The sequence below is a fragment of the Pseudomonas sp. P4795 genome (genome assembly GCF_048822895.1).
In the GTDB taxonomy this organism is placed as follows: domain Bacteria; phylum Pseudomonadota; class Gammaproteobacteria; order Pseudomonadales; family Pseudomonadaceae; genus Aquipseudomonas.
This window is the reverse complement of record NZ_JBMFBT010000002.1, coordinates 154,182-171,606: the sequence shown is the minus strand read 5'-3', so window position 1 is coordinate 171,606 and position 17,425 is coordinate 154,182. Positions and strand designations below refer to the sequence as shown.

General features: G+C 50.1%; 12 protein-coding genes. All 12 read left to right on the top strand.

Annotated features, from left to right (window positions below; translation table 11 throughout):
• Window positions 1-27: 27 nt before the first annotated feature.
• The 12 genes from ACOI8A_RS05035 to ACOI8A_RS04980 all read left to right on the top strand — a co-directional run bounded on the left by ACOI8A_RS05035 (window position 28) and on the right by ACOI8A_RS04980 (window position 17,386).
• The gene (locus tag ACOI8A_RS05035; RefSeq protein ID WP_420646605.1) at window positions 28-3,516 is read left to right on the top strand and encodes a glycosyltransferase; all 3,489 of its coding nucleotides are present in this window, start codon (window positions 28-30) and stop codon (window positions 3,514-3,516) included.
• Window positions 3,513-4,457 (top strand): NAD-dependent epimerase/dehydratase family protein, encoded by a 945-nt coding sequence (locus tag ACOI8A_RS05030; protein ID WP_420646606.1) that lies wholly within the window; start codon window positions 3,513-3,515, stop codon window positions 4,455-4,457. The genes ACOI8A_RS05035 and ACOI8A_RS05030 overlap by 4 nt, the downstream gene beginning before the upstream one ends.
• Entirely contained in the window at window positions 4,457-5,500 is a 1,044-nt protein-coding gene (locus ACOI8A_RS05025) for a glycosyltransferase (protein ID WP_420646607.1), read from the top strand. Before ACOI8A_RS05030 ends, ACOI8A_RS05025 begins: the two co-directional genes overlap by 1 nt.
• A 92-nt stretch (window positions 5,501-5,592) precedes the next feature.
• A complete protein-coding gene (locus ACOI8A_RS05020) occupies window positions 5,593-6,927 on the top strand; it encodes an ABC transporter ATP-binding protein (protein WP_420646689.1) in 1,335 nt (444 codons plus the stop codon).
• Window positions 6,924-8,921 carry a class I SAM-dependent methyltransferase gene (locus tag ACOI8A_RS05015; RefSeq protein ID WP_420646608.1) on the top strand — a complete coding sequence of 666 codons (1,998 nt, stop codon included), beginning with the start codon at window positions 6,924-6,926 and terminating at the stop codon, window positions 8,919-8,921. The genes ACOI8A_RS05020 and ACOI8A_RS05015 overlap by 4 nt, the downstream gene beginning before the upstream one ends.
• A 407-nt stretch (window positions 8,922-9,328) precedes the next feature.
• Entirely contained in the window at window positions 9,329-10,750 is a 1,422-nt protein-coding gene (locus tag ACOI8A_RS05010) for a UbiA family prenyltransferase (protein WP_420646609.1), read from the top strand.
• Window positions 10,747-12,063 (top strand): FAD-binding protein, encoded by a 1,317-nt coding sequence (locus tag ACOI8A_RS05005; RefSeq protein ID WP_420646610.1) that lies wholly within the window; start codon window positions 10,747-10,749, stop codon window positions 12,061-12,063. The genes ACOI8A_RS05010 and ACOI8A_RS05005 overlap by 4 nt, the downstream gene beginning before the upstream one ends.
• A complete protein-coding gene (locus ACOI8A_RS05000) occupies window positions 12,060-12,800 on the top strand; it encodes an SDR family oxidoreductase (RefSeq protein WP_420646611.1) in 741 nt (246 codons plus the stop codon). Before ACOI8A_RS05005 ends, ACOI8A_RS05000 begins: the two co-directional genes overlap by 4 nt.
• A 23-nt stretch (window positions 12,801-12,823) precedes the next feature.
• Window positions 12,824-14,752 (top strand): hypothetical protein, encoded by a 1,929-nt coding sequence (locus ACOI8A_RS04995; protein ID WP_420646612.1) that lies wholly within the window; start codon window positions 12,824-12,826, stop codon window positions 14,750-14,752.
• A complete protein-coding gene (locus ACOI8A_RS04990; protein WP_420646613.1) occupies window positions 14,749-15,699 on the top strand; it encodes an NAD-dependent epimerase/dehydratase family protein in 951 nt (316 codons plus the stop codon). The genes ACOI8A_RS04995 and ACOI8A_RS04990 overlap by 4 nt, the downstream gene beginning before the upstream one ends.
• A gap of 2 nt (window positions 15,700-15,701) precedes the next feature.
• A complete protein-coding gene (locus ACOI8A_RS04985) occupies window positions 15,702-16,988 on the top strand; it encodes an NAD(P)/FAD-dependent oxidoreductase (protein WP_420651187.1) in 1,287 nt (428 codons plus the stop codon).
• The gene (locus tag ACOI8A_RS04980; RefSeq protein WP_420646615.1) at window positions 16,985-17,386 is read left to right on the top strand and encodes a GtrA family protein; all 402 of its coding nucleotides are present in this window, start codon (window positions 16,985-16,987) and stop codon (window positions 17,384-17,386) included. The genes ACOI8A_RS04985 and ACOI8A_RS04980 overlap by 4 nt, the downstream gene beginning before the upstream one ends.
• Window positions 17,387-17,425 lie beyond the last annotated feature (39 nt).

The window sequence follows — 17,425 nt, the reverse complement described above, 5'->3', positions numbered from 1 at the left end:
GATAAATGTATTCGTAGAGAACATTCCATGAAACGACTCTTCAAAACGCTCCCATCCAGACTGGGAAAAAAACTGGAGCAGCGGCGATGGCAAGCTGCGTTGGAGACGAGCGCGCTGTTCAACGCCCCTTGGTATCTGGCACAAAATGCCGATGTGGCTGCCGCGGGAGTTGATCCGCTACGGCACTACCTGAGTGTCGGCTGGAGAGAGATGCGTGATCCCTGCGCGGAGTTTGATGGTACTTATTATCTCAGCCGTTATCCGGATGTGGCCGCTTTGGGCGTTCCTCCGTTAGTACACTACTGGCTGCATGGGCGTCATGAGGGCCGCCATCTCAATCCGTCACTGGATCTGGAATGGATAAACGCCAAGCATCTTGCAGAGCAAAAGGATGCGGATACAACCGTGCCGATTCTTTCATCGACTACGTCAAACCTGGCTCCTTACATCAGTGTGATCATTCCGACCTACAACAGATTGCGCCTGTTGCCCACGGTAATCGAGGCATGGCGTATTGTTGATAGGCAAACTGATTTTCCGTACGAGATTATCTTTTCGGATGACGGCTCGGAAGATGGCAGCGTCGAATTTCTTGAACAGGTCTCCAATCTTCCGATCAGGGTTCTGAAAAACGATCACGGTGGTGCGTCGAAAGCGAGAAATGCTGCCATAGGCGCCGCCGCAGGCGAGCGCTTACTCATAATTGGTGATGATATTTTCCCCGCACCGGATCTGTTGAATGTCCACGCAAATCTGGCAAAGCGACTGGGTCGCAATGTTGCAACGCTTGGCGTTGTTGATTGGGCTTCTGATCTGACGGTCAACCACTTGATGGAGCACATTACTGAAATCGGTAATGAGCAATTTAGTTATAACCGGTTGCCGGACGAGTCCTTTGTGGATTTCAGGCACTTTTATACCTGTAATATTTGTATTGATCGGGAGCTCGTTGCCTCTCAGGAAACGATTTTTGATGGTCGTTTTGACCAATACGGATTTGAAGACATCGAGTTGGGATATCGCCTCTCTTTGCAGGGTATGAAGATTTACTACAGTACCAGTGCCAAGGGCGATCATTATCATCCGTACGTTGTGGATGGTTTCTGCAAGCGCCAGATCTGTGCCGGTCGTATGGCGGTGGTTTTTCGAGATGCTCACCCGGGCGTAGGCAGGATACTCGGGATCGATACGCTCGCGGAGGCATTTAAGAATTCCAGAACGGAGCGTCAGGGGGTAAGCCAGGCAGAGTGGCAGGCGAGGCTTGATAGGCTGGTCGAGCGTTGCAATTATCTTGAAAGCTTAATCCAGAAAAATGGAAAGAAAGCCAGAAAGGTGATCGGCGCTTATTTGAGTTTTATTTATACGACGCTCTTTCGGGCGATGTACGAATATGGCGTCCTGCAAAGAATTTCGGGTAGTGACCAGGTTTTAGCCCTAGCAATGTCGCGACATTTTGGCCCGGTCTGGAATAGCTACTGGACGCAGTTGGAAAAGCACAAAACTGAGTCTCTGGAGTTCGATGACGAGTTGACGTCCAACTTATTTGCCGCTCATATCAGTCGCTCTGCCTCAGAGTTGCTCCAGCCTCAAATACAACGCCAGGCGTTCGATGAACTAGAGATGCTGTTTGCTATGTCCAATCAGCCAAGTGCTGATAACAACAAGCGTGTTCGTCTCCAACGACAGGCTGGCCGGGCGCTCTACTACCTCGCCAAGGATCCACGTTATCTTTTCAGGCGTCTACATGAGGCCGTGAAGCGTCGTACCGCCGCGCCGCAAGTAAAGGTTCAAGATTTTCCGGCATCGGGCTCAAGGGTTTCGTTGCGCTTGATCGTAAACCGCGACAATGCGCAGTCTGAGCAAATTATCGAGCGTTTTCGGGGCATTATGGGTGCCGACGCCTCGATATCCTGGCTTGAAAATGACGGAAAGTTGTCTGCTGAAAAAGTTCACAGTGACGATGCGGCTCAGGATTTCTGTTACTTTTGGCCCAATACCCTCGCCGATTTTCCGCACCGCGACCATCTGATCGGAGCCTGGCTTGCGCTCGTCGAAAATGCTTGCGACGTCGTGCTGCTTTCCTATGACTTGCGTAATGACGGTAACGTTAGTTATGGGCAACTGCGCAATCAGATGGTGTTCTCGCGGGCCATTAGCAGCAATATTCTGCGCAAGGACCTGAAGGGCGTGGAGTTTTGCGGAAAACTGTATCGAACTGAGTGCAGGCATATCAGTGCGGATAACATTTCATCCGTTTCTGAGCTCCTAGGTAGAGAAGTACAGTTCAATGAGCATAACTCCTGGTTTCAGACCAGCCAATTCAAACAACGATCAGCCGGTCAATCTTTACCCGCGCTGATAAAGTCACCAAAGAATCGCCCGCTTGTTTTCGTGTTCCCGGTATTTGTCGCGGTGGGTGGGGTGGAGCGTAATACGGTAGAAGTCATCCGACGACTCAACGATTCCTATGATTTTGTAATCGTCACGATGGAGCGCTTGCGCCATGAGCAGGGCAGCTTGGCTAGTCAGTTCCAGGATGCAGGCGCGCGAGTAATCGAGATGTCGGAAATTGCGCCGCACTCCGAGTTTTTGCGTATTCTCCTGCGCTTGAAAAACTGGCTTGCGCCGGATTTGGTATGGATTTGCAACGGCTCACCATGGCTTTGCGATAACGCATTGAACCTGCGAGCGCTATTTCGCGATATTCCGATCGTCGATCAAGAAGTATATGACGCCAAGGAAGGATGGATTAATCGTTACCATGAACCCGGTATTCGTTCCTTTGATCGGTTTATAGCAATCAATCAAAAGATTCGTCATCGTTTCGTGGGCGATTTGAACATTCCCTCGAGTCAGGTTGATTTGATTTATTCGGCAGTCGATATTCAGCGGATAATCGATTTCAAGGCGACGCAGAGCACCCCCGAGGCTGTCCGACTAAAGTTGGGACTGCCGGCAAGCAGTAAACTGTTTACATTTGTCGGGCGCCTGACTGATCAGAAACGCCCTCTTGAATTCCTGAAGATTGCGAAGTCACGCCAGGGATATCGGGACGAATTCTACGTTCTTGTCGGTGATGGGGAGCTTGCGAAAGAGTGCGTTGATTTCATCCAGCGAGAAAAGCTCGATAATGTCATGCGGATTCCGTACGTCGAAAATACACTTGAACTTGCCAGTGTCACGGAAGGCTTGGTCATCACATCGGCATACGAAGGTCTGCCAATTGCAATGATTGAGGTTTTGAACTTTGCTGTTCCTGTTTTTGCCACGGATACAGGTGATATTCAGAATGTCCTGGACGATTATGCTGGCGGGCGAACTATCCCGGTAGAGCTTGGCGGCGAATCGCGCGACATCGCATATGCAGAATGGTTAGCATCGTTGGCCCAATACAAGGCATCACTGCTGGCTTTTGAAAATGATATTTTGCAGCGATTCTCCAGCGCTGAGATCGCCAATCAGTACATCGATTGCTTCAATAAAGCCAGTCTAGGTTATGAAGAGGCTGCGTCATGAGGAAGGTTGTCCTGATCGGCGGTGGCGGTTTTATTGGGCAGCACGTTGCTCGTCACTTATTAAAAGATGGCCTGAAGGTTGATCTGTTGTGCCGCAACAGCCATTCTGAATCCGATGCCGTCATTCAGAATCTGGATGTTCACTATGGCGATTATGCTGATCGCGAGCTGTTGCGGAAAGTCTTATCAGGAGCGCACGCGGTAGTTCATCTGGCTCATGACAGTTTGCAGCTTAACCAGGCCTGCGATATGGCGGATGAGTATCAGCGCAATATCGCACCCGCTATCCAGTTGATGGAGGAGTGTATTGCTGCTGGCGTTGCCCGAGTCATATTTGTTTCCTCCGGTGGCACAGTCTACGGCAACCCGGATACCAGAAACCCGCTGAGAGAAGACGCGGCAGCGCAGCCCATTTCTCTCTACGGGACCTCTAAGCTCTGTATTGAGCATATGGTGCACTTGTACTGCCGGCAGCGTGGTTTGCCGGGTATCGTTGTGCGCCCGGCAAACGCCTATGGTCCTGGCCAGATTCCTTTCAAGGGGCAGGGCCTGGTGGCGACGGCGTTTGCGTCTGCTCTGCAGGGTAAATCCATTACGATTTTTGGTGATGGCGGGGCAGTACGTGATTATGTGCACGTCGATGATATTGCTTTTGCAATTACTGGGCTTCTCGAAACTGGCCAGATTGGCGAAGTTTACAATGTGGGTAGCGGAGTAGGGACTTCGGTTCTGCAGCTCGTCGAAGAGCATGTTTTGCCGATTGTGAGAAGCGCGGGGTACAACCTGCTGTTGGAAAGAAGGGACGCGCGCGCGATTGACGTTGCTTACAACGTGCTTGATGTAGAAAAGCTAAGTCGCTGCATTCATTTTTCACCCATTACTCTAGCTGCAGGCTTGCCTGGCAGTTGGGACTGGGTTCAGAACCATCTGAGTCGTAACTGATGACCAAGATTTCGGTAGTAATTCCAAGTTATAATCACCGCCACTATATTGAAAAGGCTGTCGAGAGCGTTTTAAATCAAAGTGAGCGCGATCTTGAGCTTATCGTTATCGATGATGGATCGACAGACGACTCGTTGTCTTATCTGCGGCAGATCAGTGACTCGCGATTCAAGCTTGTTGAACAGAAAAATTCAGGGGCACATAACGCAATCAATCGAGGGTTGGCGCTTGCTCAAGGTGAGTATCTAGCCATCCTGAACTCCGATGATATTTTTCATCCCGATAGGTTGAAGCGTTGCGTGGAAGCACTTCAGCGTGAAAATGCTGACCTGGTTACCACTTGGATCGAGGTTATCAATGCCGATGGCAAGCCATTAGGCGTTAAGGAAGCATGGAAAAACATGCTGCCTTGGTCGATCCCACATATGGAGAGATCATTTTCAGCGACAGACGATTTTTCCTTGAATTTGATCGTGTCAAACTTTGTATCGACCACTAGTAATATAGTATTTACCCGCAAGCTTTACGAAAAAATTGGCGGTATGCGCAATCTCAGATTCGCCCACGACTGGGACTTTATGTTTCGTGCTGCTGAAACGTCGAAGTGCGTCGTTCTGCCTGAAGCGCTTATGCAATACCGGATTCACGGGAGTAACACCATCTCTTCAAATCGAGCATGGATGCTGTTTGAGATTTGTTGGGTGATGGCAACTGGAATGCGGCGTTTTGAACGTGATTTGCTCTATAAGGGGGCGAGCGTCGAGAGCTGGCTGGTCGACGTCCATCGATTGCATAATTCGGTGAATCTCCAGGGTAACGACAAAGTTTATTGGATGATTCAGCAGTTTATCAGCTCGCAGGAAGCCAAGGGTGTAATGGAGGCAGAGCTACTTCTGCTGGATAGCGCCGAGCTTCGCGCCGGGTTCATCGAATATATTGTGATTGAGCAACCTCTTGCGGAGGCTGTCAGTGCTCCCGAAGTCCAGCGAATGTCATTGTTTTCGCTGTTGAAAATGTGGCTCAAGCAATACATCAAGGCATAACCGAGTCGTGAGGAGCCAGTTTTTGAGCGGCTCCAGGAGCGATTGTTTGATTGAGCGTGGTGTTGCCGCTCCCGAAATATATAGGCTGTGTAATGTCATCAGATAGCGCGATCATCATTTCAGATATTAGCAAGTGTTACCATATTTACGATAATCCTCAGGATCGTCTGAAACAGATGATCTTTCGTGGGCGGCAGAACCTGTTCAGAGAGTTTTGGGCGCTGAAGAACATTTCTTTCGAAGTGCCTCGTGGTGAGACAGTCGGCATTGTCGGGAGAAACGGTTCCGGCAAGTCGACGTTGCTTCAAATTATCGCTGGTACACTGACACCTACCAACGGCTCCGTCGCCAGTCATGGGCGTGTCGCGGCGCTGCTTGAGCTAGGCTCCGGATTCAATGCCGAATTCACTGGCCGCGAAAACGTTTACATGAACGCCGCGCTGTTGGGATTGAGTCAGGAAGAGATCGATAATCGCTTTGACAGCATTGCCTCTTTTGCAGATATCGGTCATTTTATTGATCAGCCCGTAAAGACTTATTCCAGTGGCATGCTGGTGCGACTAGCTTTCGCAGTTCAGGCACAAATTGATCCTGAGATTCTGATTGTCGACGAAGCACTGGCAGTAGGCGACGCAAAGTTTCAGGCGAAATGTTTTGATCGACTTAAAAGATTAAAAGATAACGGCACTAGTATTTTGCTTGTGACACACAGCAGTGAGCAGGTAGTCACGCATTGCTCGAGTGCCGTGCTGCTTGATCAAGGTCATATGGTTCAGCAAGGTAACCCGCGAGATGTTATCAATAGTTACTTGGATTTGCTGTTTGGCCGGGAGCAGAAGAAAAAATTAGAACTACCGTCGCCTTCTGAAGATGTAGTTGACGTCGAGTCCGAAGTCAGCAAAGTCCAGCCTGTTCCGATAGATACCACTCAGCTATCGTTTGATCTAGACAACTTTAGCAAACGTCCGCTTTATAATTCCTACGAATATCGCTGGGGAGATGGCAGCGCTCAGATAACCGATTTTTCCTTTTTCAGTGAAGGCGAGGAGTTTCCAGCGCTAATAAGCAATGGTTCTCAGGTTAATTTGAAAGTTGCAATAAAAATTATCCAGCCATTGATGCGGCCGATCCTCGGTATGACGATAAAAACAAAAGATGGCGTTACCCTTTTTGGCAGTAACTCTGAGCTTCTACAATGTGATGGTGTTCAGACCGTTTACGAAGGGGGTAAGACGCTCACAGCGGACATTTCTTTCAACTGTAATCTGGGTGACGGCGATTTTTTCATATCGCTAGGTCTTGCAACTCGTGAGGGTGAGGAAATCGTCCCGCACGACCGACGTTATGACTCAATCCACTTTGCAGTCAAAACTGACTCTCGTTTTTTTGGACTTACAAATTTGAACATGGGGATGAGTATTAAATGAGCCATTCATCTCTTGATCTCGCCGAACTGGGATATACATTTCAGGCTGAACAACGAATCTGGGCACGCACAACACCGGCGGCCTTTACTTACAGTGATGGTGATGGAACCGAAAATAAACTGTATCGGATCATCCACGAAGCATCTGACGTTTCTATTTTTTCCAAAGAGCTGCGTAACGCATGTAATGACTGGCCCACGCGCTATCATTTGAGCGCTTCGCGGGGAAATCTACTGCGACCATTGTCGCAGCGTCTCAAGGGCGATGTGCTTGAGATCGGTGCTGGATGCGGTGCCATTACCCGTTTTCTGGGCGAAAATGGTGGCAATATCATTGCCATTGAAGGTAGCAGTCGTCGTGCAATGATCGCTGCCGAGCGCACACGGGACCTGCCGAATGTCACAGTGATAAACGATCACTTTGATCTATTCGAGACAGATGTACGCTTTGACGTGATCACATTGATCGGTGTTCTGGAGTATTCCGGGGTTTTTGGCGCGGGCGCAGATCCGGTTCAGTCTATGCTGATGGCAGCCAGAAAGTTGCTCAAGCCTGAAGGGATACTTGTAGTCGCTATTGAAAACCAGTTGGGGCTCAAATATTTTGCAGGGGCGCCGGAAGATCATCTAAGTGTTCCGATGGTTGGTATTCAGGGCTTATACCAGCGGCCTGGTGTTGAAACATTTGGTCGTGTAGAACTCTCGAACCGATTTCTTCAGGCGGGTTTTCAGCGCATTGAGCTGGCACTCCCGCTTCCGGATTATAAATTGGCAACGAGTGTCGTCTTGCCTGCTGCCAGTGCAGAAAATTCTTCCTTCAATGGCTCGGTGCTTGCTGCTCAGACCGCGTCTCGTGACGCACAAACCTCATCCGAATATCTGAACTTTTCACTTGAGTGTGTATGGCCTGTTATCGCACAGAATGGCCTATTTCCTGATCTGGCAAACTCTTTCTTGTTTGTCGTTTCACCTGCCGCGAATAGAGATGAGCCCATCTTCGATAACCAAACTCTGGCCATTCATTATTCGAGCGAGCGGCAGGGGGCTTTCTGCAAGTTTGCGGAATTCAAGCAGGTGGGCGAGGTGGTCAGTGTGTTGCATCAGCGCTTATGCCCTGATGCGATAGCTGTGGATTCGGAAGATGAATACCAGCATGTTTTGCCAGCAGAGGCGTTTTCCTCCGGCCATGCGATGAGTGCTGAATTTGTCCGTATCGTCCAGACGCCGGGTTGGACGGCGAAACAGATTGCCCGGTTTCTCTCCACTTACCTGAACATCGTGCAGCAGTCGGTCGGTCTGGAGTCGGAAGGGTCTGAACTCGATCTATTGCTCAAAGTATCAGGTAAGTTACTGGACACTGTTCCTCAGAATATTATCTTGTCTGACGGCGCTCCTGCGATTATCGATCAGGAATGGTCAGTAAAAGGTGATATCTCGCTGGGCTATCTGGCCTACCGATCACTGACTACTCTGGTTCGGATGATTTCCAGTTTTGCTGTGCCTGCCGATATGCGTCTGTTAAATCAAGGGCAATTGTTTTGTGTGGTTTTTGCTCATCTTGGAGTCGATTTTACCGAGTCCATGTTTGAGGAGTACTCCCTCCAGGAGGCCCGTTTCATGACTTTTGTCTCGGGCGAAAAAAACGAAGCGATCAAATACACTGATTGGTCGTCACATCAATTACCAACTTTTCTTGATCGATCACGCTCTCTCACGCAGCCTTTGGTTGAGTTTGTTGGCCAGCTACAAGATTTGTCCGACACCTATCTGGCTCAGATCAAATGGCTTGAAGGGCAAAATGACTCGCGACGCGAGCAGATTGATCACCTTAATCAGCTAGTCGGCGAGACTCAGGCGCAAAAGCAGGCTTCGTTAGTCGAAAGTGAAAACAAGCTTCTGGCCCTGGCAGAAGAGCTTGAATCAATAAAAGAATCGAAAAGCTGGAATCTGATTTGTCGCTTACGTTCTATTCGACGCCTTTTCTTGAAAGGTTGACGTAGAGGTCAACTGCTCTGAAAGGCAATGTGCATACGGTGTCGACGAAAATTGGCTTTTGCCGCGATGCGTGTTGCCAGTCAGGTCTTGCTCGGTCCCTGGCCTGCCTGGCCCGCGCGTTCTCGCATAAATGTCTGATGGAGTGTTTGCCAGCAGTCTCCGTTCTTCTCTGTCGTCTGTGCAGCCCTGGCGCTTTGGGCCGACGCCGCTCGCTGCGGGCCGTTCTGCAGTTGTTGCGCTCTCGAATCCGTGAAAAAAGTCGTCTATTGTGGTAGTTTCTCCGCCCAAATGATTGGCAGACGGCGAATTGATTTGCTTTGGTTGTTCATCAGTGGCTGATGGGGGTCTCTAGCTCAAGATCGCTTTAAAACAGGCACAACCAGAGTCGCACTCAAGGAAGTTAAAGCTTGAATACCCCCCTCGTTGTCGATCTCGACGGCACCCTATTGCGCTCAGATTTACTATTGGAAACCGGGCTGGCCTTTGTTCGCCACCGACCTCTCAAGTCTCTCAGACTGTTCAAATGGCTTGTAAAGGGCAAGGCTGCGCTCAAAGCTAATCTTGCTCGCGCGGTAGACATTGATGTCACCGTTTTACCTTATGACCCTGCGGTTCTTGATCTTGTTAATTCCGCACGGAATTCCGGGCGAAAGGTAGTCCTAGCGACGGCCAGCCACATTTCCCTGGCCGAACGTATTGCTGAGCATCTGGGTATTTTCGATCAGGTGCTCGCCTCCGACGAAAAGGTCAATCTGTCATCCCATCGAAAGCGAGATTTGCTGGTCGAGCATTTTGGTGTGAAAGGCTTCGACTATGTCGGGAACTCTTCGGACGACTTGTCTGTGTGGGAAGTGGCGCGTGACGCTTATGTCGTTAACCCTGAGCGCGGGGTGGAGCGGCGTGCTCAGGCAATAGGTAACGTGAAGGAGGTGATGCTCTCCAACGTGGCCGGCGTCAAAGACTGGCGCAAAGCGTTGCGGCTACATCAGTGGATGAAAAATATCCTTATTTTTGTACCGCTTTTGGCTGCACACCAGTTGGGTAACTATTTACTGATCTGGCAGGGAGTCATGGCCTTTTTGTTTTTTGGCCTCTGCGCTTCCAGCGTCTATCTTCTCAATGATTTATTGGATCTGGCGGATGACAGGCACCATGGAACCAAGAGGTTTCGACCTTTTGCGTCCGGTCGCTTGAGCATCAGTTCCGGGATTATGGTGTTTCCGGTACTGTTGATCGGTGCCTTTGCCGGCGCTGCGCTGTTTTTACCTTGGGCGTTTGTTGCCACATTGGTTGCCTATTACATCCTCACATTTGCCTATTCTCTCTGGCTGAAGCGGCAAATGGCGGTGGACGTAATCGCATTGGCAGCACTTTATACTCTGCGCATTATCGCAGGCGCGGCGGCTTTCGGTCTGGAGCTTACTTTCTGGATCCTGGCGTTTTCCATGTTCATGTTTCTGAGTCTTGCACTGGTCAAGCGCTACGCGGAACTTGGAGAAGCCAGGCGCAAAGGTCTTACCCAGAAAACCCGCGGTCGTGGATACTATCCAGGCGATCTAGAGATGATCTCTTCATTGGGAGCATCATCCGGTTACCTCGCAGTCATGGTTTTGGCTCTTTATATCCATGATCAGGCCACTACCAGTTTATATGCTCATCCGCAAATCATCTGGCTAGCTTGCCCGCTCCTGCTGTTCTGGGTGACGCGAGTCTGGATGCTGACGCATCGTGGTCAGATGCATGATGACCCGGTTGTATTCGCCATACGGGATCGCGTCAGTCTGATGGTAGGCGCGTTGTTCTGCCTCGTTTTCTGGGCGGCAGCATGAGTGCCTCGTACCATTCCTGGGGGCGTTACCCCTATGAGTGGCTGACTGGCGACGCTTGTCAATGGCAGAGTGATTTGCCTGGTGCACTTCGGCGCATCGTGGATACCCACGGCACGACACTGCCTTTTGGTAACGGTCGTAGTTACGGCGACAGCTGTATGGCTGCGAGCGGGCACGTGCTCTCCATGCGGACGTTGGACCGATTTATCGAGGTTGACTGGGCAGAGGGGATCATTCGCGCAGAGGCGGGAGTGACGTTGGCCGAAATTCTATCGCTTGCAATTCCGCGAGGATGGTTTCTCGCAGTGACACCGGGAACCAAGTTCGTGACTCTGGGGGGCGCGATTGCCAATGACGTGCATGGAAAGAACCACCACGTCCGCGGCACATTCGGAAACCACGTCAGGTGTTTTGGTCTGGTGCGCAATTGCCAGGAACCTGTTGTCTGCTCTCCCTCGCAGAATGCCGATTTGTTCGCAGCAACCATAGGTGGGTTAGGGCTAACAGGGATTGTGAACTGGGCCGAGATTCAACTGATCCCGATACAATCCAGTCAAATTGATTGTTCGGTCGTTCGCTTCGACAATCTGGGAGAGTTCTTTTCCCTTTCTTCCGAGCTGGATCCACAGCATGAATACAGCGTGGCCTGGATTGATTGTCTGGCTAAAGGTGATCAAACCGGACGCGGCGTATTTATTGTCGGTGATCACGCCAAATACGGCAGTCTTGAGGTTGAAACTCGCTCCAGGCTCATGGTGCCGGTAGCGCCCCCTGTTTCGCTCATTAACCGACTCAGCTTGAAGGCTTTCAACGAAACGTACTGGCGGGTACACCCGGCAGCTCTGACCCGTAAACGAGTCAACTACGAACCGTTTTTTTATCCATTGGATCGAATTCTCCACTGGAATCGAATCTATGGTCGCAAAGGGTTTCAGCAATATCAGTGCGTAATCCCGGATGTCGAGGCAGAGTCGGCTACGCGTGAACTGCTAAAGAACATCGCGGATTCGGGACAAGGTTCGTTTTTGGCAGTGCTTAAACGTTGCGGAGATATCTCATCTCCCGGTTTGCTGTCTTTTCCTCGTCCAGGCACTTCATTGGCATTGGATTTTCCGCAGAATTCGAGGCTGGAGAAGGACTTGTTTTCCCGTCTTGACTGCATCGTCAGAGAGGCCGGCGGGCGCCTGTATCCCGCTAAAGATGCGCACATGCTAGGTAGTGACTTCCGTCGGTTTTATCCGGCGTGGGAGAAGCTGGAAGCTCTGCGAGACCCGTCCCTGAATTCCCGCTTTTGGAGAAGAGTTACAGCATGAAACGTGTTTTGATTATCGGAGCGACATCAGCGATCGCCAATGCCTGTGCCCGCCTGTGGGCAGAAGACGGCAGCGAGTTTTTTCTGGTTGCGCGCAACGCGGAAAAACTGGAACAGGCTGCAGCAGATCTGCGGGCGCGCGGTGCCAAGTCAGTAACAACCTGTACGTTGGATTTAGCTTATTTGGAGGAACACTCGACTCTGGTTGAAAGTTGCGTCCAGTCTTTGCGACAAATTGATATAGCTCTGATTGCTCATGGCACGCTGCCTGATCAGAAAGCGTGCGAGCAAGATGTGAATGTTGCTTTGAAAGAGTTCGCTAATAACGGTACTTCGGTGATCAGCCTTTTAACGTTGTTGGCGAATCAGTTCGAACGCCAACGTTGCGGCAGCATGGCGATAATTTCGTCGGTCGCCGGGGATAGGGGGCGCCCGTCAAACTACGTTTATGGCACAGCAAAAGCAGCGGTTTCCACGTTCTGTGAAGGTTTGCAGGCGCGGATGTTCAAACTTGGCGTTCACGTGATGACGATCAAACCGGGTTTTGTTGATACGCCGATGACTCAAGGTCTCAAGTTACCAGGTCTGTTGCTTGCGAGGCCTGATGACGTGGCGCGATTGATTCTGAGTGGTTTACAACGCAAGAAAGCGGTTCTTTACACGCCGCGGTTTTGGAGTTTAATCATGCTAGTTATCAAATTTGTACCTAATTTCGTTTTTAAAAGAATAAATCTGTAAGCCAAACTCAGTAGGGGTGTGTGTTGAAACTGAATGTTTTTTTAAAGGAACGCATAACGATCGAGCTTGGGGTAAAGCTCGTCGCTTTGCTGGCGTTTGGTTTTGCTGCGTTTGTTGCGTTGTACTATTCCGGACAGCCACTGCTGGAACAGCATGCTTTCCGGCAGACGCAAACCGCGTTGACGTCGTATTGGTTCATAAAGGATGGTTTCAGCCTTGCTTATCTGACGCCCGTAGGCGGCGCGCCATGGACCATCCCCTTTGAGTTTCCACTGTATCAATACATAGTTTCAGTCTTTTCCATGCTGACTGGTCTGGATCTGGGCGTGGTGGGGCGTGTCACCTCTTTTGTTTTTCTCGCATTGTGCGTTTTACCGGCAAAATCAATCTGCAAGAAGTTGTCGTTTGACAATGTAGTCCTGTATGTCTTTGTCGCTTTGTTGTTTTCGACGCCGATCTACTTGTTTTGGGGGCGTACCTTCATGATGGAAACCGCTGCATTGTTTTTTGCAGTGGTAGCGATAGATTACTTTGTGTCCTTCGTACGTACGCGTGCAAAATTGGATGCTGGGCTGTTTGTTTTTTTTATCGTACTGTCGGTTTTGCAGAAGGCTACAACAGGTTTTGCGGTGTTGGCCGTTATGGCGTTCGTATTTCTTTTTTATGAACTTCATAAAAATTCAGGCTTGTTTAAGTCCATCACCCCTCAGAATATCTTCTGGTGTCTCGTATTGTTCGCGGTGCCACTGGCGATAGGGTATGGCTGGACACGTTACACGGATATTGTGAAAGTCAAAAGTGAATTTGGTACCAGCATTACTTCTGCTGCGCTGTCCAAATGGAATTGGGGCACTTTTGATCAGCGTTTTTCTTCGAAGCTGTATGAAGACGTTTTATGGGGAAGAGTTTTAAAAGATAACTTTTCCGGATTTGTTGGTGTGCTGCTTGTGTTTGCAGCGCTGTTCTGCTCCCGCTCCGGAATGCTCAAGCGCGCGATCGGTGTGTCGTTGGTTCTGGGGCTTGCGCCGTTCCTCATTTTTACCAATTTACACTTGATACATAACTACTATCAAAGCGCTAACGTTCTGTTTCTGGTATTTGCACTGGCACTGGCCGTTGGTGAACGCTTGCAAGCAAATCAGCAAGGCAAAGGATGGTTCTTTTGTATCTTTCTAGCGTTGATGATCAATAACTACATTGCATTCGCCAATGGTTATTTTGTAAATGTAAAGGACACCTACACCATAGGTAACTCCAAGGATCTTGGCATCGCCTCGGTGCTAAAACACAGCCTTCGCAGTGATCAGGCTTTTGTGGCATTCGGGAATGACTGGAGTTCTGCACTCTCGTATTACTCGGAGCGTAAATCCTTCACCGTGCCTAGTTGGTTCAAAGGTTACGATGCAGTTGTGAAAAATCCGTCGTCGTTCCTGGGGCAGGCAGAACTGGGCGGTGAAGTCATCTGCCCTGATGCCAGAAAGCCGCACGTGCAGCATCTCAGCAGTCTCGTTGCTGATCCGCAGTGGAAGGTTTCAGAAGTCGCCGGCTGTTATGTGGCTGTGCAGAAACAACAGATCGGGCTGGACTACCCACGGGTGGACACGCTTGATTGCGAGGGCAGCCTCGATTACGTCGGTACTGAGGGCGTAGAGGTCGAACACGCAGTGAGAGTACGCGGTTGGACCACCGTCTCCGGTAAAAACAACGTCTTGCCAGACGCCGTTTACGTGACACTGATAGACGCGGCCGGGGCTATTTCTTACCACGATGCAGTGCAATTTCCGCGGGTTGACGTAGACGAGTACTTTGGGGTTCCAAATCTTGGCCCTTCCGGTTTTGGCGTGATGATCCCGTCACTCCCATCCGGAACCTATCACGTTGGCATTGCCAGGGTTGTAGACAAGCATCTGGAGTTTTGCCAGTTCCAAAAAGTTTTGCAGGTGGGTAAATGAACGCTATCAATTTAAACAGTCGAATCGTCATTCCGGGCGGAGCGGGTCTGGTTGGCCAGAATCTGGTCGCGCGGTTGAGGGCAAAGGGCTATACGGATATCACGGTATTCGATAAGCATAAGGCCAACCTGGCGATTTTGAAGCAGGTCCAGCCGGATGTGCGCGTTGAGTACGCTGATCTTGCAGAACCTGGTGATTGGCAAAAGAGTGTCACGGAAGCCGATGTGGTTGTGATGCTTCAGGCGCAGATTGGCGGGAACGATTATCAGGATTTCGTTCGTAACAATGTTGATTCCACCCGGTTGATCCTCGACGCTATCAAGTTGGGCAACTCACCCTATCTGGTGCACGTCAGCTCGTCTGTTGTGGAGTCTGTTGCGGACGACTTCTACACGCGGAGCAAGATAGAGCAAGAGCGGATCGTGCTTGAGAGCGGCACTGCCTGTCCAGTACTACGACCAACCTTGATGTTTGGCTGGTTTGATCGCAAACACTTGGGTTGGTTATCCAGATTCATGAAGCGGGTTCCGGTGTTTCCTATTCCCGGTGATGGCCGATACATGCGTCAGCCGTTGTACGTTGGTGACTTCTGCAATGTCATCATGAGTTGTATTGAAGGGCGTCGTGGCGCGGGTATCTATAATATTTCCGGTCATGAAAAAATTGACTATGTGGATATTATTCGGCAAATCAAGAAAAGCACAGGCGCGAAGACAATTATCGCGCATATTCCTTACAGACTGTTCTACTTTTTGATTTGGTTGTGGTCCCTGTTTGATAAAAATCCGCCGTTTACTACTCAACAGCTGGAAGCACTCAGTGCGAAAGATGAGTTTGAGGTAATCGACTGGCCCGGCATCTTCAACGTACCTTGTACGCCTTTTGCCGAGGCGATCAACGAAACCTTCAATGACCCGGTCTACGGTAAAGTAATTCTGGAGTTTTAATCATGGGGCAACGTATTGCAGTTTTGGGTGCAGGTCCCATGGGATTGGCTGTTGCCTATCAATTGGCACGAGACGGACATACTCCAATTGTGTTTGAGGCGGATGATCGCGTCGGTGGAATGACAGCGGCGTTTGATTTTTCAGGGCTCAGTATCGAGCGCTATTACCATTTTCATTGTATTTCCGACCATGACTTTTTGAATGTCCTGGGTGAGCTTGGTCTGGCTGACAAAATGCGCTGGACCGAAACCAAGATGGGATACTGGTATCAAAATCGCCTTCAGCCATGGGGTAATCCTGTGGCGCTGCTCAAGTTCCGTGGTTTGAGTCTGGTGGCGAAGATCCGCTACGGCCTTCATGCTTTTCTTTGCACCAAGCGAAATGACTGGCGCCCTCTCGATAATGTAGAGGCGACAGGCTGGATCAAGCGCTGGGTCGGAGCGGAGGCGTGGGAGGTACTTTGGCGTCGGCTGTTCGATTTCAAGTTTTACGAGTATACGGACAATCTTTCTGCTGCCTGGATCTGGAGTCGGATTCGACGTATCGGACGTTCCCGTTACAGTTTGTTCCGGGAGAAACTCGGCTATCTTGATGGCGGTTCCGAAACGCTTCTTCAGGCGATGAAGAAAGACATTGAGTCTAAGGGTGGAGAGTTCCGTCTGAGTTCCCCGGTGACCCGTGTCATGATGGACGGAAACAAGGTCCAGGGTGTTGAGGTTGCAGGGCGGGCTGAGCGATTCGACAAGGTGATTAGTACGATTCCTCTTCCTTATGTACCCAGAATAATGCCTGACTTGCCAAGTGATGTTCTGGCGAAATTTTCATCGCTGAAAAACGTCGCCGTGGTGTGCGTCATTGCGAAGTTGAAAAAAGCGTTGACAGAAAATTTCTGGCTGAATACCAATGACCCGGAGATGGATATTCCAGGTCTGGTTGAGTACACCAATCTGCGCCCGCTGGATCAACATATTGTATATGTACCTTTTTATATGCCCGGTGAAAATCCAAAATTTTCAGATTCCGATGCGGTTTTCATTGAAAAAGTCCGTACTTATTTGAAGAAGATTAATCCGCAACTGTCCGATTCTGATTTTATCGATGTGCGTGCTAGCCGCTATCGTTATGCTCAGCCGATTTGCGATCCGGGCTATCTGGACCGTCTTCCACCGGTATCACTGCCCATCGAGGGTTTGTGGGTGGCGGATACTTCCTACTACTACCCGGAAGACCGAGGTATTTCCGAAAGTATCGGCTTCGGCCGCAAAATGGCACGGGATGCAAGTCATTGATAAAGCAATTTGCTTCTCGTCAGTTTCTGATGTTCCTGTTGACCGGCGGGACGGCAGCGGCCGTGAACTTCGGCTCTAGAATTATCTACAGTCTGTGGTTTGACTTTTCGACTGCCGTAATTTTGGCGTACATCACCGGAATGATCACTGCGTTCTGCTTGATAAAATGCTTTGTTTTTACCAAGAGCGAACAATCCACCCAGCGATCAGTCCTGTGGTTCATACTGGTCAATGTAATTGCGGTTGCACAGACCTGGGCCATCAGTCTCGGCCTCGCCAATTACGCTCTGCCTGCGCTTGGAGTCAATTCGTTTCAACATGAGATCGCTCACGCAGTGGGGGTCGCAGTGCCGGTTTTCACCAGTTACATTGGCCATAAACGGTGGTCGTTCAAATGATTTCAGGCAAGCGGCGTACTTGCTTCTGGTGTCATGCTG

Coding starts and splice junctions, on each gene's coding strand:
- ACOI8A_RS05035 (WP_420646605.1), top strand. CDS start 28: ATGAAACGACTCTTCAAAACGCTCCCATCCAGACTGGGAAAAAAACTG.
- ACOI8A_RS05030 (WP_420646606.1), top strand. CDS start 3,513: ATGAGGAAGGTTGTCCTGATCGGCGGTGGCGGTTTTATTGGGCAGCAC.
- ACOI8A_RS05025 (WP_420646607.1), top strand. CDS start 4,457: ATGACCAAGATTTCGGTAGTAATTCCAAGTTATAATCACCGCCACTAT.
- ACOI8A_RS05020 (WP_420646689.1), top strand. CDS start 5,593: ATGTCATCAGATAGCGCGATCATCATTTCAGATATTAGCAAGTGTTAC.
- ACOI8A_RS05015 (WP_420646608.1), top strand. CDS start 6,924: ATGAGCCATTCATCTCTTGATCTCGCCGAACTGGGATATACATTTCAG.
- ACOI8A_RS05005 (WP_420646610.1), top strand. CDS start 10,747: ATGAGTGCCTCGTACCATTCCTGGGGGCGTTACCCCTATGAGTGGCTG.
- ACOI8A_RS05000 (WP_420646611.1), top strand. CDS start 12,060: ATGAAACGTGTTTTGATTATCGGAGCGACATCAGCGATCGCCAATGCC.
- ACOI8A_RS04990 (WP_420646613.1), top strand. CDS start 14,749: ATGAACGCTATCAATTTAAACAGTCGAATCGTCATTCCGGGCGGAGCG.
- ACOI8A_RS04985 (WP_420651187.1), top strand. CDS start 15,702: ATGGGGCAACGTATTGCAGTTTTGGGTGCAGGTCCCATGGGATTGGCT.